We start from the raw sequence: 21,276 nt of genomic DNA, 5'->3' as shown, positions 1-21,276 counted from the left end.
TGGAATGCTGCTGGGCTTACACGTAAAAAACCTGGCCCTGATCGAAAAGGCCGAGGTGGAGTTTACCGGAGGGCTTAATATACTGACCGGGGAGACCGGAGCAGGAAAATCCATCCTCATCGGATCTGTGGGTCTGGCGCTGGGAGGAAAGGCGTCGAAGGACATGATCCGCCAGGGCGAGGACAGCGCCCTGGTGGAGCTGGCCTTTTCCGTGGACGATGAGAAGAAAAAAAACGCTCTGGAGGCCCTGGACATCGCGCCCGATGAGGACGGCCTCCTTATCATTTCTAAAAAGATCACTCCGTCCAGGACGGTCAGCCGGATCAACGACGAGACGGTGACCACCGCAAGGCTTAAGGCCGTCACCGGACTTCTCCTGGACATTCATGGACAGCATGAGCATCAGTCCCTTCTCCATAAGCAGAGGCATCTGGAGATTCTGGACGAATATTCCCGGAATGAAACGGAAAATCTGAAAAGAGACGTGGAGGAAGGCTACCGGAAATATCAGGTCCTCAGAGAGAAGCTTTCGGGCTTCCATCTGGATGAGGAGACGAGAAAGCGGGAGTCGGATTTTCTGCGGTTTGAGATCCAGGAGATCGAAAATGCGGCCATCCGCCCGGGAGAGGAGGAGGAGCTTTCTGCCGTCTGCCGGAAATTTTCCCACAGCAGGAAGATCGCCGAGGCCATGCAGACGGCGTTTATGGCTGTGGACGGAGCCGATCTGGGCCGTGCGGTGAAGCATGTGGAGAATGCCGCCGCCTATGATGAAAATTTAAACGATATTTTAAAAGAACTTTCTGATGCGGAGGACATCTTAAACGGTGTGGCCCGGTCCATTTCCGATTATATGAATGAAATGGAGTTCGATGAGGAAACCTTTAAACAGACGGAGGAGCGTCTGGACCGGATCCGCAGCTTGATGGCCAAGTATGGAAATTCGGAGGAAGCCGTTTTAAAAAGCCTGGAAGAAAAAAGGGAACGCCTTCAGGAGCTGGAAAACTATGAAGAGCTGGCAGCGCTGGCATCCAGGGAGCTTGAAGCCCAGACCCGGTCCATGGAGCAGCTTTGCGGGACCCTTTCGGAGGCCAGAAAGCGTGCGGCCCGGGTCCTGGAGGAACGGATCGGGGCAGAGCTCATGGACTTGAATTTCCTCCATGTGGATTTCCGGATCGATGTGAGGGATCTGGAGCATTTTACGGCCCAGGGCGCCGACGAGGTGGAATTTATGATCTCCACCAATCCGGGCAGCATTCCGCCCAGACCGCTGGGCGAGGTGGCCTCCGGCGGCGAGCTTTCCAGGATCATGCTGGCCATCAAGACGGTGTTGGCGGATACGGACGATATCCCCACTCTGATCTTCGACGAGATCGACACCGGCATCAGCGGGCGCACGGCCCAGAAGGTGTCAGAACGGCTTTCCTATATTGCCGGAAAGCACCAGGTTTTATGCATCACCCACCTGCCCCAGATCGCGGCCATGGCCGATACCCATTTTGAGATCCGGAAAACCGTGGAAAATGGAAAAACGTCCACCAGGATCCATAAGCTGGGAAAAGAGGAGCAGACCGAGGAGCTGGCAAGGCTTCTGGGCGGTGCGGAGATCACAGGCGCGGTGATTGAAAATGCAAGGGAAATGAAGCGGCTGGCGGAAAAGAAGAAGAGGGAGCTGCTGGAAGAAAGAAACGTCATCTAAAAACTGACAGGCTGAAAAGAGAAAAGGATCACATACTAGGAGAGGAGCATATCACTGCCCTCTCCTTTGCCGTTACTGGGGAAATTGCAGACGCCGTATGTTATGGACAGGGAAAAGCCGGGGCAGAATCATAAAGAAGAGGAGGTTTTGCCGTGACAAGAAAGGAACGACTGAGAAGGATCCTGGCCGGTGTCTTTTGTTTTTCTCTGGTCTTTACCATTGCGTTCACATGGGGCTATGTGAAGCTTGCAGTGCCGGACCGTCTGAACCTGGTGGTCAGCGAGGAGGAGATCTTCCATTTTACCCTGCCTCCAGGCGTCACCCTGGAGAGCGACAGCGAGGAGGTGGTCCTGGGGAATGCGTCCAACATCCCAGCAGGAAAGGTCCGGATCCAGACCACAGAGCCGGTGTCCATGTATGGCGCATCTGAAGGAAGCTACCACCTGGGAATGAAGCTTTTCGGGCTGATCCGCATGAAGGACATCCAGGTGGATGTGGTGGACGGGATGTATGCCGCGCCCTGCGGCGTACCTGTGGGGATCTATCTGAAGTCCAGGGGAGTCATGGTCGTTGGCACCGGGGAGATCGTCAACGATGCGGGCAACGTGGTGGAGCCGGCCTTCGGCGTTCTGAAATCCGGAGACTACATCGAGACAGTCAACGGACGGGAGATGGAGGACAAGGACGATCTGATCCAGGCCGTCAGCGCCAGCAGCGGAAGTCCCGTATCCCTGGAGGTGCGCAGGGACGGGGAGCTTTTAAAGGTGGAGCTGGAGCCGGTGCTGGCAGAGGATGGGACCTATAAGCTGGGGGCCTGGGTCCGGGACGATACCCAGGGGATCGGGACCGTCACCTACGTGGACATGAACGGCTCCTTCGGCGCCTTGGGCCATGGGATCAGCGACAGCGACACAGGAAAGCTGGTGGATATCCGGGAGGGAGAGCTCTACGATACCCAGATCATGGGGATCGAAAAAGGAACATCAGGAAAGCCCGGAGTCATGTCCGGGGTCATCTATTACGGAAAAGGTACAAAGCTGGGGGAAGTGACCGCCAATACAGAGGAGGGGATCTTCGGGACCGTCAACCGCCGGTTCCTGGAACGGTTCCAGTCCGAGGCTATTCCCGTGGGTTTCCGCCAGGACGTCCACAAGGGCCAGGCCTTTATCCGCAGCGACGTATCGGGGGAGGTGAGAGATTATGAGATCGAAATTCAAAAAGTGGATCACACGAGTCTTCAGAAAAATAAGGGGATGGTGATCCGCGTCGTGGACGAAGAGCTTCTGAAGCTCACCGGCGGCATCGTACAGGGCATGAGCGGCAGTCCCATCATTCAGGACGGCAAGCTCATCGGAGCCGTCACCCATGTATTCATCCAGGACTCCACGAAAGGATATGGGATCTTTATTGAAAACATGCTGGAGCATTGAGTCCAGGCTGAACAGGAGTAATAAGGAGGCGCTGCAAGCTTGCTTGCAAGCGTCTCCTTATTGCGAGTGTCCAATTTGGCGAAAGCCAAACACCGAGGAAAAGCGGAGCTTTTTCGAGGTGCCTGGACGGGTCAGCGGAACCGTAGGCAAGCCTGCTTGTAAGCGCCTCCTAATTGCGAGTGTCTAATTTGGCGAAAGCCAAACACCGAGGAAAAGCGAAGCTTTTTCGAGGTGGCCTGGACGGAGAAGCGGAAGAACCAATATGGCACGCTTTTTAACGATGCATACCATATTTGACTTTTTTTCAAAAAATATTGTATTTATTTATATTTTGTGATACTATATCCACACAATGAGTGGATACATAAGGAGAACGAGATGGATAAAAAAGAAAGGATTGAAAAGCAGATAGGTACATTAAAAGGAATTCGTGAAATGCTGGATATGAACAGGACAGAATTTTCACGATACATGGATATTCCACTAAGAACATTAGAGGAATGGGAAGCGGGAAGAAGGCAGATGCCGGAGTACGTACTCAGATTAATTGCATATTACGTTAAGGTGCAGAAGTTGATGAAGGAAAAAGGAATAGAATTGGAGGAACGATATGAACAAAAATGAAATTGTAATTTTTGAAACAGAGGATAAATTGATAACGCTTCCTGTGGCAGTAGATCATGAGACGGTCTGGCTGAATAGAAATCAAATGGCTGAGCTTTTTGACCGGGATGTAAAAACAATTGGTAAACATATTAATAATGCCCTAAAAGAGGAATTGGAAGGTCAAGTGGTAGTCGCAAAATTTGCGACCACCACTCCACATGGTGCTATCGAAGGAAAAACGCAAACACATATGACAGAATATTATAACCTGGATGTTATCATTTCTGTCGGCTACCGTGTAAAATCAAAACGAGGCGTTGAATTCCGGCGTTGGGCAAATTCAGTTCTTAAACAGTACATATTGAAGGGCTACGCAGTAAATGATAATCGTATCAGGCAGTTAGGCGAGGTGATACGAATTATGAAGCGGACCGAAAACGAGTTGGATAGCAGACAGGTTCTTTCTGTAATAGAAAAATATAGCAGTGCACTGGATTTACTGGATTCTTATGATCACCAGAATATGACACGGCCAGAAGGAAATCGTGCGACATATGTTCTTACCTATGAGGAATGTATGGATGTGATCCAGAGCATGCGATTCGGAGATGAATCCGATTTGTTTGGAAAAGAAAAGGATGATTCTTTCAAAGGCAGTATCGGTAATATTTATCAGTCATTTGGAGGAACAGATATCTATGAATCTTTGGAAGAAAAAGCTGCAAATTTGCTGTATTTGGTGACCAAGAACCACAGCTTTTTCGATGGAAATAAAAGAATTGCTGCGACAATGTTTCTCTATTTTCTTGATAAAAATGAAGTACTGTTTATAGATGGACAAAAGAAAATAGAAGATGCTGCTTTAGTAGCACTAACCATTATGATCGCAGAGTCCAGACCAGAAGAAAAAGAAATGATGATAAGCGTGATTATGAATTGTATGTTATAAAGCTTGATTTTAACTTTGGAATATTGTTCTTAATGACGATCACTCATGAGCGGCAGTCGCCAAGGTCTCGTGCAGGCACGGACTTTGGTTCTTGCCCGCGTAAACCAAAGCAGACAACACAACGCGAACCATTGTGACGCCTGCTTTTTGACTGTCCCGATTTAACTTAGATGGCTCCAATACGGCGCGTCTTTTAACGACGGACGCCATATTGAGCTTTTTAAATTAAAAAAGATTGTATTTCTATGTATTTTGTGATACGAATTATGAAGCGGACAAAAACGAACCGGACAGCAGCCTGGCCCCCTCTTATCTCGTTCCTTTTTCCCTCAGCTTACAGCCGGCAAATGTAACGCCGACCATGAGAATAAAACCAGCGGCATAGGCGGGGAAAATACCATGGAATGCCCTGCAACAGAAACCGGTGTTCTGCACACACATGTATGCGCCTGCTACGCAAATGGAGATATACACCAATGAAAAAGAAAAATAGTCCGGACGATCACATATAAGGCTGTGGATCCCATGGGGGCCGGGAACAGGGAGGCGAGAGCATCCCTGGATCTGGACGGCCGGACAGATGCGGCTGAAACAGGTGCCGTGCATTGAGCGAAATGCCAAGTTTACATAAAAGGAGAGACCATATATGCCACAGGATAGAATCAGTTCCGGGAAAACAACGGCGTACTTCCATCTTCCGGGCCTGTTTGAGTTTTATGAGCTGTACAAAAGATTTCTGCCGTTATTTTTTGAACATAGGGAATATTTTTACGAATGGTGCGGGATTGGCTCCATATACGGCGCTCCGGCGGGATGCATCTGGGGCGGGGGCCGTGTCGGGGAAGGAGACCAGGATCCGGGAGAGGTCCTGGCGCTGCTGGAGAAGTACGGGATCTCTGGCCGTCTGACCTTCAGTAATTCCTTGATCAGGGAGGAGCATCTTGCGGACCGGAAATGCAATGCCATCTGCGCCATGTTTGAGAAGGGTGGGAAAACGAAAAACGGCGTTATCGTTCATTCGGAGCTTTTGCTGGAGTATTTAAAAAAGAAATATCCAGGCCTTTATTTTGTTTCCTCCACCACAAAGGTACTGACAGATTTTGACCGGTTCACAGAGGAGATCGACCGGGAGGAGTTTCGCTATGCAGTGCCGGATTTCCGGCTGAATAAGGCCCTTGACCAGTGGGATACGCTGTCAGAACGCCAGAAGGCCAAGGTGGAATTCCTGTGCAACGAATGCTGTTTCTATGGATGCAGGGACAGGAAACGCTGTTACGAGGCCGTCAGCCGGAAAAATCTCGGGGAGGACGGTCCGGACCACTGCTGTACGGCTCCCGGCGCAGGGGAGGGCTACCGGTTTTCCAGAGCCATGGAAAATCCGGGATTCATCGGAGCAGAAGAGATCCGGAATGTCTATCTTCCCATGGGCTTTTCTGATTTTAAGATCGAAGGCCGGGGACTGGGCAGCGCCCTGGTCCTGGAGTTCCTTCTTTATTACATGACCAGGTCGGAATACCAGATCCATGTGAGAGAGGAGATGTATCTGGATAATATGCTGGATCTGTTTTAGGCGCGGCCTGTAAAACGGCGGAAAATCCACTTGCAGCCTTTCTGCGGATGCGCTAAAATAAACCGGAAAATTAAAAGGAAGCGAGGCGTCATATGGGAACGGATATGACAAAGGGACGGCCCCTGCCGATCCTTCTGCGGTTTACTATACCGCTTTTGCTGGGAAATCTTTTCCAGCAGTTTTATAATATGGCCGATACGATCATCGTGGGCCGGTATATGGGAGCCGGAGCCCTGGCGGCCGTGGGCTCCACCGGGATCATCATGTTTCTGATCACAGGCTTTGCCCAGGGACTCACCTCCGGCTTTACGATCCTGACGGCCCAGCGGTATGGAGCCGGGGATACGGCGGGTGTAAAGCGGAGCGTTTCCGCAGGGATCTTTCTTTCAGCCGTCACAACGGTGATCCTCACAGGCTTTTTCCTGGCGGTCATGGATCCGCTCCTTCGTCTCATGCAGACTCCGGAGGACATTTTCAGGGAGGCGGGCCGGTATATCAAGATCATTGCCGCAGGAACGGCGGCCTGTGTATTCTATAACCTGTTTTCTGCCTTTCTGAGGGCGGTGGGAAACAGCCGGGTCCCGTTGTTTTTTCTGGTCTTTTCCGCCTGCTTAAACGTGGCGCTGGATCTGGCGCTGATCGTGGGCGGAGGCATGGGCGTGGAAGGCGCGGCCCTGGCAACGGTGCTTTCCCAGGCAGTATCGGCAGTATTATGCGGTGGGTATATTTTCTTAAAAACGCCGGATCTGACGCCGGGAGCCGGTCAGTGGCGTCCCCACAGAGGAGACGTCAGACGGGAGCTGTCCATTGGAATTCCCATGGCTCTCCAGTTTGCCATTACAGCCTCCGGGGGCATGGTCATGCAGTCGGCTGTGAACCAGTTCGGTTCCCTGGCGGTGGCGGCCTATACGGCGGCCGGAAAGCTGGAGACCCTGGTGGAGCAGGGAATGATCGCCCTGGGCCAGGCCATGGCCTCCTATGCCGGCCAGAATTTTGGAAAAGGGGATCTGGACCGGGTAAAAAAGGGAGTCCGGGCGGGCATGACCGTAACAGTGGTCTATGCGGTTATGGCGGCAGTCCTGGGGACTGTTTTCCTGCGTCCGGCCATGAGCCTGTTTTTTGCAGGCGATATAAGTGCCATGATGCCATGGGCCAGGACCTACATGAACATCTGTGTGGTGTTTTTTATCCCGTTGGGTGCGATCTTTGTATACAGGAACGTGATGCAGGGATGCGGATACGGCTTTCTGCCCATGGCCGGGGGGATCGCAGAGCTGCTGGCAAGGCTGGTGACGGCGGTCTTTGCCATGAAAATGGGAAGCTACGTTCTTACATGCTTCTGCCATCCGGCGGCATGGACGGCAGCGGCGGTGTTTTTGTGGGTCTCCTATGAGCGGGTAATAAGAAAGGCAGAGAGGGAGAAACGGGCTGAGGATCCCCCAGCCGCATTTTAACCAGGAAAGGATAAGAGTATGAAGAACAGTGAATGCAGCATCAGCAACATATACAGGCTGGACGGGAGGGTGCCTCTTTTAAAGGCAGTGCCCTTTGGACTCCAGCATATTCTGGCCATGTTTGTGTCGAATCTGACGCCGATCACGATCATTGCGGCCGCAGGGGGGCTTTCCCAGGCAGAGGTCGCCGTTCTTCTGCAGAATGCCATGCTGGTGGCCGGGATCGCAACGCTGATCCAGCTGTTTCCGGTCTGGAGGATCGGTTCCAGGCTTCCGATCGTCATGGGTGTCAGCTTTACGTTTGTTACGGTGCTGAGCACCGTGGCGGCCAGCTACGGATATCCGGCCGTCATAGGCGCAGTGATCTGCGGCGGAGTCTTTGAGGGCGTCATCGGCCTGTTTGCCAGATACTGGAGAAAGATCATTGCCCCTGTGGTCGCCTCGTCGGTGGTGATCGCCATAGGATATTCCCTGTTTACGGTGGGGGCCAGATCCTTTGGAGGCGGCTACGCGGAGGATTTCGGCTCGGCCTCCAATCTGCTTCTGGGAGCTGTCACACTGACCGTCTGCCTGGGCTGGAACATCCTGGCACGGGGATATCTGAAACAGCTGTCTGTGCTGGCAGGACTTGTGGTGGGATATATCCTGGCGGTGTTTATGGGCAAGGTGGATCTGTCAGTGATCTTTTCAGAGGGAATTGTTTCCCTGCCAGCGCTTCTGCCCTTTGTACCGGAATTCCATATGGGAGCCATTTTTTCCGTTGCTATTATCTTTATGGTTTCTGCGGCAGAAACCATCGGGGACACGACCGCCATGGTCTCTGGAGGGCTGGGCCGGGAGATCACCTCAAAGGAGATTTCCGGTTCCCTGGCCTGCGACGGCTTTGCTTCCGTCGTTTCTGCCCTGTTTGGATGCCCTCCGGTGACCTCATTTTCCCAGAATGTGGGGCTCGTGAACATGACGAAGGTCGTAAACCGCTTTACCATTGCCACCGGGGCCGGCTGTATGCTGCTGGCCGGGTTCCTGCCACCGGTGGGGAACTTTTTTGCATCCCTCCCGGAATCCGTTCTGGGCGGGTGTACGATCATGATGTTCGGGACCATCATGGTATCGGGGATCCAGATGCTTTCCAGGGCTGGATTTACCCAGCGGAACATGACCATCGCCGCCCTGTCGCTCTCTGTGGGCATCGGTTTTACTGCGGCCAGTGAGATCAACCTGTGGCGGATCTTCCCGGAGGTGGTCCAGTCCGTATTTTCCGCCAATGTGGTAGCTGTGGTGTTTGTCGTATCTATCCTGCTGAATCTGATCCTGCCGGAGGATATGGAGCTGGAGCGGATCCAGGGGTAGCGGAAACAGGCGGTCAGGCGTTTCGTCAGCCGCAGAACTGAATAAAGGAACCGCCCCGGAAAAGGCGCTGCAAAGCAGATGGGAATGTATCTGCAAAGCAGCGCCTTTTTACGCGGGCAGCGGGCCAAAGTCCGTTCCTGCACGAGACCTTGACAGCTACCGCGGGAACATCATCTTAAAGCCTAAACTTCTCAAAAAGTAACAGATAAATTTGCTAAGTGCCGCCAGAATAGAACAACTCTATCCAATCAAAACAGGAATGGATTCTCCGAATACAAAAATTTCGAGAGGAAACTGATCTCTGGTTGTTGTACGCAAATTTATTGCTGAACGTATTATATCATATCGAAACGGAAATGAAAATCTGGGAATCTTGCTTACAAACAGGGACTTTCATTTACAAACAAGGAATTTCGGTTACAAAACAGGACTCTTATTTACAAAGCGGGATTCTTGGGCTGCAAATGGGATTCTCGACTTACTATTTACCATAAAGATGTGGTTTTGGTAATTTTAACTGCGATATTTCGGAGTTAAAATACGATTTTTAACAGATTAGATTGTTTGAAACGCATTTTTGTGATATGATGAAGAATACCATGTGAACAGATATTTCAAGCAAATAAGATTGAGGTGAAAAAATGGCAGTTAGTTACAAGAAATTGTGGAAATTGTTGATTGATAAAGAAATGATGAAGAAAGATTTGCGTGCAATGACAGGAGTTAGTACAACAACGATGTCTCGATTATCAAAAGATGAAAATGTAAGTACAGAGATTCTGTCAAAGATATGTTCTGCTTTGAATTGTGATGTTGGAGACATTATGGAATTTGTTTCTGATAAAAAAGAGGAACAGTAAGGAGGTACGGTAATATGGATCATTCTTATCCTTATATTGCGTCTTTGACCAGAGAGCCGTTCCTTTTTTATGAAATACGTTCCACTGCAAAGCTTATGTCAGAAGGAATTTCCGATGATGCGATTGTAAAAGAAATTGTAGAGCAGAATCTTTTTCAGTATCCAACTGAAAAATCCATCACACGCATGGCGAAAGCCTGCATCAAACGGCTTCATGCACTGGAAGATGATTCTCTGGTTTCTGCGATTGCGTCACAGCCAACGGATGTAGCAAAACAGATTTGTCTGTATGCATTGATGAAGCAGAGTCGACTGGTTTGGGAATTTATGCTGACAGTCATTGGTGAGAAGTACAGATTAAGGGATACGTCTTTTGGTAAGATAGATTTGAATACATTTTTTATGCGCTTGCAGGAGCAGAATGATACCGTGGCTTCCTGGAGCGATACTACAATAACAAAGTTAAAACAGATCATTGCCAGAGTGCTTGTTGAAACAGAATATCTCGACAACCTCAAGGCAGATCATTTGAATCCAGTATGGCTGCATCCTGTTTTGGAGAATGCCATCAGAAGCAATGGCGACACGGCGATACTGCCGGCGTTTAATTGCTTTTCTTAGGAGGTAGCCAATGAGTGACATAAAAGAACGCCTGGACAAAGTTCGGGCATTGATTCAGGAACCGGAGTTCTTGGAAGGCAAAGGACTCAGCAATGAGGTGAATATCAGAATCTTCTGTTATGAACCGGAGAATGAAATGGTTGTCCGCCATTTTGTGAATCAGTTGGAAACAGATCAGTCCTTAGATTGCCATTTGATTGTTTGTAATTTATATAAAACATTTCTTTCTATCTGCGATGATATGGACATCACAGATGCGATTCCCGATATGGAAGAAGCTGATGGAAGTGCTTATCTTCTGGAGCAGCTCAACTCCGCAATCGGCAATGGAGAGTTCATTGATAAAATCCAGTATGAGCCACACGAACCGGGTGATGTACTGATGCTGACAGGTGTGGGCGAGGTGTTCCCGTTTATGAGAATCCATACGTTATTGGAAGCCTTGCAACCGTATTTTTCGGATGTTCCGATTTTGGTGATGTATCCGGGTGAGTTTGATGGGCGTCATGTAAAACTGTTCAATCGTTTGACACCAAATGATTATTATCGGGCATTCAATGTCATAGATTAAGGGGGATAAAGCCATGATGATTCGAGATATGTTTGCGGATGACATTAACCGCAAAATCAATGGTGTAATTAAAGTAGATCAGGCTGCTGATGATGTAATCGAGCAGGAGTTAAATGAATATGTCATTACCAGAGAATTGAAGAAACATTTCATTACGTTTTTCAATTATTACGGTGATGCTTTCGACCAGCCGACCGCCGATATGGGTGTTTGGATTTCTGGTTTCTTTGGAAGTGGTAAATCTCACTTCTTGAAAATGCTTTCCTATCTTTTGGAAAATAAAGAGGTAAAAGGCATTCGCAGTGTGGAGCGTTTCCGTAAAAAGTTTGAGGATGACCCGGCAACTTTTATGCTGATCGACCGTGCTACAAAGGGACAGACGGAAACCATTCTTTTCAACATTGATATTGAAGGCTTCAGCAATAAAGACAAGACTGCCGTACTTCGTGTATTTGCAAAGATGTTCTACAACCATCTGGGATTTTACGGTGAAAATCTGAAAGTTGCCATGATGGAGCGTTATATTGACCAGCAGGGAAAAACCGAGGAGTTCCGCAGAGTTTTTGAAAAAAAGAAAGGCAAGTCCTGGTTGGAAATGCGTCGTGCCTTTGCTTTCAATGGCAAGTTCATCATCCCGACACTGATGGAAGTTCTGGATATGAGTGAGGACGATGCTAAGGCGTGGTTCAATGATAAAACTGCAACCGAAATTTCTATCGCACAACTTGTGGAAGATATGAAAGCCTATGTAGATACTAAACCTGCAAACTTCCGCCTGCTGTTTATGATTGACGAGGTTGGACAGTATGTTGGTACGGATACGGATATGCTTTTGAACCTCCAGTCTCTGACCGAGAAAATCGGAAGTGAGTGCGAAGGCAAGATTTGGGTAATCTGCACCGGGCAGGAAGCCATTGATGAAATCATTAAAGTTCGTGCTGATGAGTTCTCCCGCATCCAGGCTCGTTTCAAAACAAGACTGAGCTTATCTTCTTCCTCCGTAGATGAGGTCATTCAGAAGCGTATTCTGAAAAAGAAACCGGAAGCAGCCAAAGACCTGGAAGGTGTTTATGAGCAGAACGATTCTGTTCTTCGCAACCTGTTCAGCTTCAGCGGTTCTATTCTGGATATTAAAGGTTATTCCGGTCCGAGAGAATTTACCGAGAACTTTCCGTTCGTGCCGTATCAGTTCATCATTATGCAGAAGGTGTTTGCTGAAATCCGAAAACACGGAAATTCCGGCAAGCACCTGTCCGGTGGTGAGCGTTCCATGCTGTCCGGTTTCCAGGAAGCTGCACAGAAAATTCAAGAGAAGGATGAATTCGCACTTGTTCCGTTCTTCCGTTTTTATGATACCGTACATACTTTCCTGGACGGTTCTATCCGCCGGGTAATCGAGCGTTGCCAGAAAGCTGCTGACAACGGCGATGGCATTGAACAGCAGGATGTGGATGTACTGAAATTGTTATATTTGATTCGCTATATTGATGATATTCCTTCCAATCTGGACAATATCGTTATCCTTATGGCAGATGATATTCGTGTGGATAAGATTATCATGCGTGAAGCTGTCCGTGGATGCCTTGACCGTTTGATGAGCCAGAACTATATCGGCAGAACCGGTGATACCTATAACTTTCTGACGGATGAAGAACAAGACATTCAGCGTGAAATCAGAGACACCAATGTGGATACCACATCTATCGTAGAGCGTATCGCCCAGATGATTTACGGAGATATTTTTACAACCAAGAAGTTCCGTTATGGAAAATATGACTTTGCCTTTGATCAGATGGTAGATGGAATTACCGTTGGTGTGGCAACAGGCGGTATGCGTCTGCGTTTCCTAACCGTTGCTACTGATGCCATTGAAAAAACAGATTACCGTCTGATGTCAGAATCCAAAGGTAATGAAGCAATCGTGGTTCTGGCTGATACGCCTTATTATGAATCTCTGGAATCTGCCATGAAGATTCGTAAGTATGTAAAACAGAGAAATGTAAGCCAGCTTCCTAAGAGTGTGCAGAAAATCATCAGCGATCAGCAGGACGAAGCCGGAAAATATGAGCTTAGTGCTATGACCGAATTGCAAAATGCCATTGAAGGGGCGCAGTTCTATGTAGATGGTGAGCATTTGGAAATCAAAGCCGGAAATGCCAAGAGCAAGATTGACCAGTCTCTTGAATATCTGGTTGCTCATGTATATAGCAAGCTCGACCTGATTACAGATAATGCAGGCAGTGACGCAGATATTATTGCGATTCTGACAGGTGCGGTAACAGCACTTCCGGGCATGGAACCGAACCGTGATGCTGCTTCTGCTATGGAAGAATATCTGGAAATGCAGGATGCGAAAAAGCTGCCGACTTCTATGGCAGATGTGCAAAGCAAATACAGTGCGATTCCGTATGGCTGGAAAGAAATCGACATTGCTGCGGTTGCGGCACAGCTGATTTATTCCCAGAAAGTAACCATCAAGTACGCAGGCAATACCATTCAGCCGGATGACCCGAAACTACCAGATATGCTCCGCAAAAAGAGTGAGATCGGTAAGACTTCTATCAGTAAGCGTAAAACCATTTCCGCAACGATGATGCGTGATGTGAAATCAATGCTCCGGGATTATTTCGATGTTATGGATGTACCGGATAATGAAGATGGTCTGATTCGCTTTGTGACTGAGAAATTCAGTGAACAGCGTGATTACTATGCTTCTCTGGATGCCCGTTATGACGGACATAAATACCCGGATCGTGCGTTGGTACAGACTGCTATTCAGCTGATGGATGATGTACTTTCCCAGAAGAAAGACAACATTGCCTTAATTGAGCGTGTGCTGAAAAAAGAGGATGCTCTCTTTGATAACAAAGAAGCCATGAGTAACGGCATTGAAAATTTCTTCAAGACCCAGGTAACAGTATTCGACCAGGCAGTGCAGTTTGAAAAATCTCTGCACGACGATCTTGACCGAATTGCAGAAAATGAGGAAGCACATAAGGCACTGAATACCATTCGTTTGATTACGATGGTTCAGACCGGAAGCAAGTTTAACTATAACCGGATTCGTGAACTGAATCCGTTGGTGGATACGGTTCGTACCGCCCATGACAAGATGTTGGAAGAAAAACGTGCCGAGGTTCTGGAAACGGTTCGTCAGTGTATGGAAGCAACTCACACTGCCGCAAACGGCGATTCCAAGGCATCCCATCTGATTGAAAAGTCGGACAGATATTTCAGCCAGTGCAAGGAGAAAATCGCAGAATTAAAGAGCCTTGCTCTTTTGGATGCCATGTTCCTGCCGATGTGCCAGTATAAGGATGATACGGTCAGCAATATCGAGGCTGTTCTTGCACCACCTACACCGAAGCCGCAGGTACAGCCGACACAGCCGGGAAAAGAAGCAGATCCGGCAAAGAAAAAAGTGGTTCGTGCCTATAACCGACAGGTTGTATTCCAGGCAAAGACTTTACAGACGGATGCTGATATTGATGATTATGTAGAGAAGATTCGTTCTCAGCTGAAACAGTTGCTGAAGAATTGCGACGAGATCAAGCTGAATTAAGGAGACGAGTATGGATAAGAATGCGATTAAAAAATTTGCTGTCTGGGCAAGAACAGAGCTGATCGCCCGTGTTTCCCTGAAAGGTGTGGAATACGGTATCACCGAGGATGATATTGAGGATGCCAATGCGGATAGCGTTGGCGGAAAAGTCCTCACTGCCGATGAAAAGAAACAGCGTCAGGCTTTAATTGCCGAGATTAACGATAAAGGATATAAGCAGGTTATGGAGGAGGTTGCCTACACTTGGTTCAACCGCTTCTCTGCTCTGCGATTCATGGAAGTCAACGGCTATCTTCCTTCCCATGTGCGTGTGTTCACGGACGAGGAAAACAATTTTAAGCCGCAGATTATAACCGAAGCCATTCATCTGGATCTGGATGGATTGGATATGGAAAAGGTATATGAGCTGAAAGATGCAGAAAAGGCTGAAGAACTGTATAAATATCTGCTGATCGTGCAGTGTAACGCCCTGAATGCGATTCTGCCGGGAATGTTTCAGAAGCTTTCGGACTACACCGAGCTTCTTCTGCCGGATAATCTGCTCCGTGAAGGCAGTGTCATTCAGCAGATGATTGAACTGATACCGGAGGATGACTGGAAGGATGCTGTCCAGATCATCGGCTGGCTGTATCAGTATTACAACAGTGAGAAAAAAGATGATGTTTTTGCAGCACTGAAAAAGAATGTGAAAATCACAAAAGAAAACATCCCTGCAGCAACTCAGCTTTTCACACCAGACTGGATTGTTCGCTACATGGTAGAGAATAGCCTTGGGCGTTTATGGCTGGAGGGACACCCGGATGTGAAAGAGCAGCTTCTTCCTACCGAGGAAGAACAGTCTGCTTATGCTGTTGGAAACCGTGACCCTGAAGATACCAAATGGCACTACTATCTGGAAGAAGCTGAGCAGGAGCCAGAAGTGCAGGCACAGCTTGCAGAGATTCGCAAAGAATACGCCGCACTGACGCCGGATCAGCTGAAAGTCATTGACCCATGCTCCGGTTCCGGTCATATCTTAGCATATATGTTTGATGTGCTGATGAAGATTTATGAATCCTATGGCTATACCACTCGTGAAGCAGTGGCAAGTATTGTGGAGAATAATATTTACGGTCTGGATATTGATGACCGTGCGGCACAGCTGGCTTACTTTGCAGTAATGATGAAAGCCCGCCAGTATGACCGCCGCTTTTTCAGCCGTGGCATTCAGCCCCATGTGTATGCTATTGTGGAGAGCAACCATGTAGATAAATTTGCCGTGGATTATTTCTGTAATGGAGATGCAAAGCTCACAGCGGCTATGGATACCATTATTAAAGAATTGCATGATGCAAAGGAATATGGTTCTATTTTGACCATAACACCGCAGGATTGGTCTGCTCTGTATGAACGCTTTGCTGAGATTACAGAAGATATAAATATGTACCGTGAGGCGGCACTGAGAGAATTACTGCCGTTGGTACAGGTGGCGGAAGCACTGGCACAGAAGTATGATACTGTTGTGACTAATCCGCCATATATGGCAGACAGTGGAATGTCTCCTCATTTATTGAATTATGTAAAAGATAATTTCAAGAATTATAGAAACGATCTGTATAGCTGTTTTATGAAAAAAACAATCGCTATGCTGAAAGCAAATCGTTTTACTGGACTGATGACATCATACACATGGATGTTTTTGACAGCATTTTCTAAAATGAGAATAGAGATGCTATCTGAAAATAGTTTGGTAACATTAGTTCAGCCAGAATATCATGCTTTTTTTAAGGAAGCATTCGTGCCGATTTGCACATTTGTATTAACTAATTGTTGCATGAATTATGCGGGAAAATATATTCAACTTGCAAAATTTACTGGAGCTGAAGAACAGGAGAAGCGCACATTAGACGCTATTATGAGTTCATCCTGTGATTATAAATTTACGGTCAAACAATCTTTGTTTTATCAGATTCCAGATATGCCAATAGCATATTGGTTAAAACCATCTACTGCGGAATTATTTATAAATGGTTCATTACTTTCAAAATACGCAGATTTACGCCAGGGATTGATTACGGGTGATAATGATAGATTTTTGCGATTTTGGTCGGAATGTGATGCCAGAAAAATTAGCACCTTAAATGATAGAAATAAAAAATGGTTTTTCTATCATAAGGGCGGAGAATATCGTAAATGGTACGGGAATATGACACTTGTTGTTAATTGGGAAAATGACGGGTTTGAAATAGTTAATTTTAGAGATGACAAAGGAAAACAGCGCTCCAGACCACAAAATATTCGCTATTATCTGCAAGAAGGGTTTACTTGGACAGCATTAACAGTAGCTGATTTTAATGTTCGCTATATGCCGGAGGGTGGCATTTTTGATGCAAAAGGATCGTCTGGTTTCTGCAATGAAAAGGATAATTTGAAATATATCATTGGATTGTGTAATTCAAAAGTTAGCATGGAATTTCTTTCATTTCTTGCACCTACAATGGATTATAGTGCAGGTGCTGTTGGAAAGGTTCCGACAATTATTTGTGAAGAAAAGAAAGCTGAAATATCAAATGTTGTAACAACAAATATCGAAATTTCAAAGGCAGATTGGGATTCCTTTGAAACTTCATGGGATTTTCAGCACCATCCGCTGATCCGCAAAGTCCCTACCATTGCCGAAACCTTTACCCAGTGGCAGGCTGAATGTGATGACCGTTTTAATCAGCTGAAAGCCAATGAGGAAGAACTGAACCGTATTTTCATTGACATTTACGGCTTGCAGGATGAGCTGACCCCGGAGGTTGAGGATAAGGATGTCACGGTTCGCAAGGCTGACCTTGGCAGAGATATTCGCTCGTTTATTTCCTATGCGGTTGGCTGTATGTTTGGTCGTTACTCTATTTATAAAGAGGGACTTGTTTATGCAGGTGGAAAATGGAATTATAATACTTATGAGGATGCAGCGAGGTTATGTGATGGTAAACCAGATGTGATTGAATTTTATAAGCAAACGCATTTTATGCCGGATGAAGATAATATTATCCCTATCTGTGACGATGAATATTTTACGGATGATATTGTTGGACGATTTGTAGAATTTGTGGAAGCAGTTTATGGTACAGATACCTTAGACGAAAACCTGAAATTCATTGCGGATGCCCTCGGCGGCAAGGGTCAGCCGAAGGATGTGATTCGGAATTACTTCCTGAGCGACTTCTACTCCGACCATTGCAAGATTTATCAGAAACGCCCGATTTACTGGCTGTTTGACAGCGGCAAAAAGAACGGCTTCAAGGCGCTGATCTATATGCACCGCTACCAGCCGGACACCATTGCCCGTATCCGTACCGATTATGTGCATGAGCAGCAGGCTCGTTATCGCACTGCCCTTGCCGATCTGGAACAGCGGATTGCCAATGCTTCCACTGGTGAGCGTGTGAAGCTGAACAAAAAGCTGACCACTTTGCAGGCACAGGATACCGAAATCAAAGCCTACGAGGAAAAGATTCATCACCTGGCAGACCAGATGATTTCGATTGATTTGGATGATGGCGTGAAGAAGAATTATGCAATTTTCCAGGATGTTTTGGCTAAAATAAAGTAAGGAGGGCTTGCGTATGATGGCAGATGAGAAGATTAAAAATTCCAATGAACTTGAGTTTGCTGTATTTTGTATTGAAAATGTTGCGGCAAAGCTGGGGGTGGATGCAGAACGTGTCTATCAGGCGTTTACCGAAAAGAGTGATATTCTGAACGGTTATATTGTGCCGGAATATGAAGTACTGCATACCCAGAGCCGGGAATATATCGTTGATGATCTTCTTGACGTGATGAAAGAAAGGGGCGTGGAAGTATGATTCTGTATCATGGCTCTTTTTTAGAGATTGCACAGCCGAATTTGGTTCATTCCCGCCCCAACGTAGACTTTGGGCGTGGCTTTTATGTCACGCCGCTGTATGAGCAGGATGCGAAGTGGTGCGGAAAATTCAAACGCCGGGGAAAAGAGGGTATTATTTCAAAATATGAATATGATGAGAGCCGAGAAGCTGAACTGAAAGTTTTGAAATTTGACGCTTATTCTGAAGAATGGCTTGATTTTATTCTGAATTGCCGCAGTGGAAAAGATATGACGGATTACGATCTTGTACTTGGTGGTGTTGCAAACGATAAGGTGTTTAATACTGTGGAGCTGTTCTTTGACGGATTGATTGATAAAGCAGAAGCAATCAATCGGTTACGTTATGAAAAGCCAAATCTGCAAATCTGTTTTCGTACAGAAAAAGCACTGTCTTTATTGCATTTTGAAGGGAGTGAAAGACTATGACGGCAAATCCGATTTTACTTCAGAAAAAACACAGCCGTGTGATTGAGTGTTTTGCAAAACAGCAAGGACTTTCACTGGATGCGGCGTTGGACTTTTTCTATCATTCCGAAGTTTATCAGTTGATACGGGACGGGATATCAGATATGCACTGCATGAGTGATGCATATTTGGCGGATGAACTGGAACAGGAATATCAGATGAAGCAATAGTATGAGCAAAAGCTAAAAACAGGAAACATTTTGAAAAAATATTTGAATTAATGACACTAAAGATATGATAAGGATCAATGAGAAAGGAAGACTTTTTAATGGCATATCGAGTAGTTATATCTTTGGTGGAAATGAAACAGATTTTAGAAGTGTTTGGTAAACAGAAAATTTTAGAAAGTTTTGACCTGTTAGAACAAGAAGATTATTTATTTGTCCGGAAATGTGATGAAATTAAATTAATAGTAGCATTGAATAAGATGACTTCGCTTTACATGAGCAATAGGAATAAGCCATGTAAAACAAAAAAAGGGTCATTTTATTGCATTGTGATTGATTTATCTGAAAGCAGAATATGTTTGGAACTTGAAGAGTTAGTATTGCGATATTGCAAAGGAGAAAAGACTATGGCAGCTAAACAAATTAAATTAGAGGAAACAGCGGAAGAGTTAATGGAATATTCAGATGATGATTTGTACAATATCAATTCATGGGGGGCGGATTTGTCATTTCGTGAAATTATTACAATGTATGAAGAGGGCGAATTGTTAAAACCGGAATTACAGAGAAAGTATGTTTGGACAAGGACAGAAGCCAGTAGATTTATTGATTCCATATTACTAGGATTACCTGTACCAAGTGTGTTTTTGGCTAAAGAACAAGATGAAACAATGCTAATAATAGATGGATTCCAGCGAATTATGACAGTACATGATTATGTAAAAGGAGTTTTTTCTGGAGATGGGAAAATATTTAAATTATCTAATACTGAAAATATAAATGCCAGATGGAGAGGAAAAGCTTTTGCTGAACTTGATACTGAAGAAAAGAGACGAATACGTAGTAGCACTATCCATGCGATTATTTTTGAACAAAAACATCCTAGAAATGATACGGGTATGTTTCAAATTTTTGAAAGAATTAATACAGGCGGACGAACATTAAAAGCACAAGAAATACGAAATTGTGTATATCAGGGAAAATGTAATGACTTGCTTTTTGAATTAAATAAACATGATTCATGGCGAAAGATATTAGGATTAAATGTAGAAGATTCCAGAATGGCGGACTTGGAATTGATTTTAAGATATTTTGCTATGAGAGATTTACACATTAGAAATGAGGGACAATTAAAGCAAATAAATTTAGCCAAGTATCTTAATCAGTATATGGGTGATAAGACGAATTCAACAGAAGAAGATATTCTTAATATGAAACAAGATTTTATCACAATGATAGATAAAGTGTATGAATTATTAGGGAAAAACGCATTTAAAAATTTAAAAAAAGAATCCGAAAACTTTGCAAGCAAAATAAATCCTGCGATTTTTGATGCTATATCTGTTGCCACATCATATGCAATTAAAACAGAATATAAATTCACGGAAGAAAATTATTTGGAAAAATATAAGAGATTATTGAAAAATGAAGAGTTTCATCGAGCATCCAGTAGTAGAACTACTAATATTGAAAATATTAAAACACGTATTCAAATAGCAGCAGAGTTCCTGTATGGAGTTACTTATGAATGGTGAATTTATACAAATGATAGAGGATACAAGAGCAGAACTTGATAGTATTCGTAAATGGATTAATGCTGGAAATCAATTTGATTCTAAAACAAGATATTTGATTTCTTATGCTGTTGTTAAAGCAAGTGGGGCAGTTGAAGTCATTTTCAAAAAAATGATTTATAATTACTTGAGCGTTGGTGCAAATGAAAAAGCAAAAGGGTATCTTGAAAAAGCAATTATTGATAGTTCGTGTAATCCTAACACGGGAAATATGAGCAATATGTTACAGAACATTTCTTCAGAATGGAAAACGTTATTTGATCAGCAGGTAAAACAAAGTGGAGAAAAGGATAAATTAAATTCCCTTGTGCAATTAAGAAACGATTTTGCTCATGGCGACAGCATATCTGTTTCTATTGATACAGTTATTAAATATTTTGATTCAGCTGTTAAGATATTAAATATATTAGATAACGTGTGTACATAGGGAAAATGAGATGAAAATATTGCAACAGCCCATTTCTTTTGAAAAATATAGAGGCATATCGGAATATTTTGGAAATTATATTTGGAGAAGATAGTAGT

The 21,276-nt window shown here is 45.5% G+C and carries 17 protein-coding genes; all 17 read left to right on the top strand.

Annotated features, from left to right (window positions below):
• Nucleotides 1-4 precede the first annotated feature (4 nt).
• On the top strand, nucleotides 5-1,696 hold the full coding sequence (gene recN, locus OCV69_RS08350; protein WP_158358539.1) for a DNA repair protein RecN: 1,692 nt from the start codon (nucleotides 5-7) through the stop codon (nucleotides 1,694-1,696).
• A 152-nt stretch (nucleotides 1,697-1,848) separates the two neighbouring features.
• Entirely contained in the window at nucleotides 1,849-3,126 is a 1,278-nt protein-coding gene (spoIVB, locus tag OCV69_RS08345; protein ID WP_158358540.1) for a SpoIVB peptidase, read from the top strand.
• 378 nt (nucleotides 3,127-3,504) lie between these two features.
• Complete coding sequence (locus OCV69_RS08340; protein ID WP_022272653.1) at nucleotides 3,505-3,750, top strand: helix-turn-helix domain-containing protein; 246 nt, start codon at nucleotides 3,505-3,507, stop codon at nucleotides 3,748-3,750.
• Nucleotides 3,737-4,681, top strand: coding sequence for a virulence RhuM family protein/type II toxin-antitoxin system death-on-curing family toxin (rhuM, locus tag OCV69_RS08335; protein WP_158358541.1), 945 nt, complete (start codon nucleotides 3,737-3,739; stop codon nucleotides 4,679-4,681). Before OCV69_RS08340 ends, rhuM begins: the two co-directional genes overlap by 14 nt.
• A gap of 646 nt (nucleotides 4,682-5,327) precedes the next feature.
• Nucleotides 5,328-6,251 (top strand): hypothetical protein, encoded by a 924-nt coding sequence (locus OCV69_RS08330; RefSeq protein ID WP_158358542.1) that lies wholly within the window; start codon nucleotides 5,328-5,330, stop codon nucleotides 6,249-6,251.
• A 92-nt stretch (nucleotides 6,252-6,343) separates the two neighbouring features.
• Nucleotides 6,344-7,705: an MATE family efflux transporter gene (locus OCV69_RS08325; RefSeq protein WP_158358543.1), complete on the top strand. Its 1,362-nt coding sequence runs from the start codon at nucleotides 6,344-6,346 to the stop codon at nucleotides 7,703-7,705.
• Nucleotides 7,706-7,723: 18 nt separating this feature from the next.
• The gene (locus OCV69_RS08320; RefSeq protein WP_158358544.1) at nucleotides 7,724-9,055 is read left to right on the top strand and encodes a uracil-xanthine permease family protein; all 1,332 of its coding nucleotides are present in this window, start codon (nucleotides 7,724-7,726) and stop codon (nucleotides 9,053-9,055) included.
• A gap of 641 nt (nucleotides 9,056-9,696) precedes the next feature.
• On the top strand, nucleotides 9,697-9,915 hold the full coding sequence (locus tag OCV69_RS08315; RefSeq protein ID WP_158358545.1) for a helix-turn-helix domain-containing protein: 219 nt from the start codon (nucleotides 9,697-9,699) through the stop codon (nucleotides 9,913-9,915).
• A gap of 14 nt (nucleotides 9,916-9,929) precedes the next feature.
• Nucleotides 9,930-10,535, top strand: coding sequence for a DUF1819 family protein (locus tag OCV69_RS08310; protein ID WP_158358546.1), 606 nt, complete (start codon nucleotides 9,930-9,932; stop codon nucleotides 10,533-10,535).
• A gap of 10 nt (nucleotides 10,536-10,545) precedes the next feature.
• Nucleotides 10,546-11,106 carry a DUF1788 domain-containing protein gene (locus OCV69_RS08305; RefSeq protein WP_055219002.1) on the top strand — a complete coding sequence of 187 codons (561 nt, stop codon included), beginning with the start codon at nucleotides 10,546-10,548 and terminating at the stop codon, nucleotides 11,104-11,106.
• A gap of 13 nt (nucleotides 11,107-11,119) precedes the next feature.
• Nucleotides 11,120-14,668, top strand: a complete 3,549-nt coding sequence (gene brxC, locus OCV69_RS08300; RefSeq protein WP_158358547.1) for a BREX system P-loop protein BrxC — start codon at nucleotides 11,120-11,122, stop codon at nucleotides 14,666-14,668.
• A 10-nt stretch (nucleotides 14,669-14,678) separates the two neighbouring features.
• Nucleotides 14,679-18,251, top strand: coding sequence for a BREX-1 system adenine-specific DNA-methyltransferase PglX (pglX, locus tag OCV69_RS08295; protein ID WP_158358548.1), 3,573 nt, complete (start codon nucleotides 14,679-14,681; stop codon nucleotides 18,249-18,251).
• Between the two features lie 13 nt (nucleotides 18,252-18,264).
• Complete coding sequence (locus OCV69_RS08290; RefSeq protein WP_138271274.1) at nucleotides 18,265-18,504, top strand: DUF3791 domain-containing protein; 240 nt, start codon at nucleotides 18,265-18,267, stop codon at nucleotides 18,502-18,504.
• Nucleotides 18,501-18,971, top strand: coding sequence for a DUF3990 domain-containing protein (locus OCV69_RS08285; protein ID WP_158358549.1), 471 nt, complete (start codon nucleotides 18,501-18,503; stop codon nucleotides 18,969-18,971). Before OCV69_RS08290 ends, OCV69_RS08285 begins: the two co-directional genes overlap by 4 nt.
• Nucleotides 18,968-19,180 (top strand): DUF3791 domain-containing protein, encoded by a 213-nt coding sequence (locus OCV69_RS08280; protein WP_158358550.1) that lies wholly within the window; start codon nucleotides 18,968-18,970, stop codon nucleotides 19,178-19,180. The genes OCV69_RS08285 and OCV69_RS08280 overlap by 4 nt, the downstream gene beginning before the upstream one ends.
• Before the next feature lie 98 nt (nucleotides 19,181-19,278).
• A complete protein-coding gene (locus tag OCV69_RS08275) occupies nucleotides 19,279-20,712 on the top strand; it encodes a DUF262 domain-containing protein (protein WP_262563059.1) in 1,434 nt (477 codons plus the stop codon).
• Nucleotides 20,690-21,178: a HEPN domain-containing protein gene (locus tag OCV69_RS08270; protein WP_138271277.1), complete on the top strand. Its 489-nt coding sequence runs from the start codon at nucleotides 20,690-20,692 to the stop codon at nucleotides 21,176-21,178. The genes OCV69_RS08275 and OCV69_RS08270 overlap by 23 nt, the downstream gene beginning before the upstream one ends.
• The last annotated feature ends 98 nt before the right edge of the window (nucleotides 21,179-21,276 follow it).

The sequence above is a fragment of the Alitiscatomonas aceti genome, assembly GCF_025567195.1.
In the GTDB taxonomy this organism is placed as follows: Bacteria; Bacillota; Clostridia; order Lachnospirales; family Lachnospiraceae; genus Alitiscatomonas; species Alitiscatomonas aceti.
This window is presented reverse-complemented; position numbering and strand designations above follow the sequence as displayed.

Coding starts and splice junctions, on each gene's coding strand:
- OCV69_RS08340 (WP_022272653.1), top strand. CDS start 3,505: ATGGATAAAAAAGAAAGGATTGAAAAGCAGATAGGTACATTAAAAGGA.
- brxC (WP_158358547.1), top strand. CDS start 11,120: ATGATGATTCGAGATATGTTTGCGGATGACATTAACCGCAAAATCAAT.
- OCV69_RS08325 (WP_158358543.1), top strand. CDS start 6,344: ATGGGAACGGATATGACAAAGGGACGGCCCCTGCCGATCCTTCTGCGG.
- OCV69_RS08275 (WP_262563059.1), top strand. CDS start 19,279: ATGGCATATCGAGTAGTTATATCTTTGGTGGAAATGAAACAGATTTTA.
- OCV69_RS08330 (WP_158358542.1), top strand. CDS start 5,328: ATGCCACAGGATAGAATCAGTTCCGGGAAAACAACGGCGTACTTCCAT.
- OCV69_RS08285 (WP_158358549.1), top strand. CDS start 18,501: ATGATTCTGTATCATGGCTCTTTTTTAGAGATTGCACAGCCGAATTTG.
- OCV69_RS08270 (WP_138271277.1), top strand. CDS start 20,690: ATGGAGTTACTTATGAATGGTGAATTTATACAAATGATAGAGGATACA.
- OCV69_RS08305 (WP_055219002.1), top strand. CDS start 10,546: ATGAGTGACATAAAAGAACGCCTGGACAAAGTTCGGGCATTGATTCAG.
- OCV69_RS08320 (WP_158358544.1), top strand. CDS start 7,724: ATGAAGAACAGTGAATGCAGCATCAGCAACATATACAGGCTGGACGGG.
- OCV69_RS08280 (WP_158358550.1), top strand. CDS start 18,968: ATGACGGCAAATCCGATTTTACTTCAGAAAAAACACAGCCGTGTGATT.
- pglX (WP_158358548.1), top strand. CDS start 14,679: ATGGATAAGAATGCGATTAAAAAATTTGCTGTCTGGGCAAGAACAGAG.
- OCV69_RS08290 (WP_138271274.1), top strand. CDS start 18,265: ATGATGGCAGATGAGAAGATTAAAAATTCCAATGAACTTGAGTTTGCT.
- recN (WP_158358539.1), top strand. CDS start 5: ATGCTGCTGGGCTTACACGTAAAAAACCTGGCCCTGATCGAAAAGGCC.
- rhuM (WP_158358541.1), top strand. CDS start 3,737: ATGAACAAAAATGAAATTGTAATTTTTGAAACAGAGGATAAATTGATA.
- OCV69_RS08310 (WP_158358546.1), top strand. CDS start 9,930: ATGGATCATTCTTATCCTTATATTGCGTCTTTGACCAGAGAGCCGTTC.
- OCV69_RS08315 (WP_158358545.1), top strand. CDS start 9,697: ATGGCAGTTAGTTACAAGAAATTGTGGAAATTGTTGATTGATAAAGAA.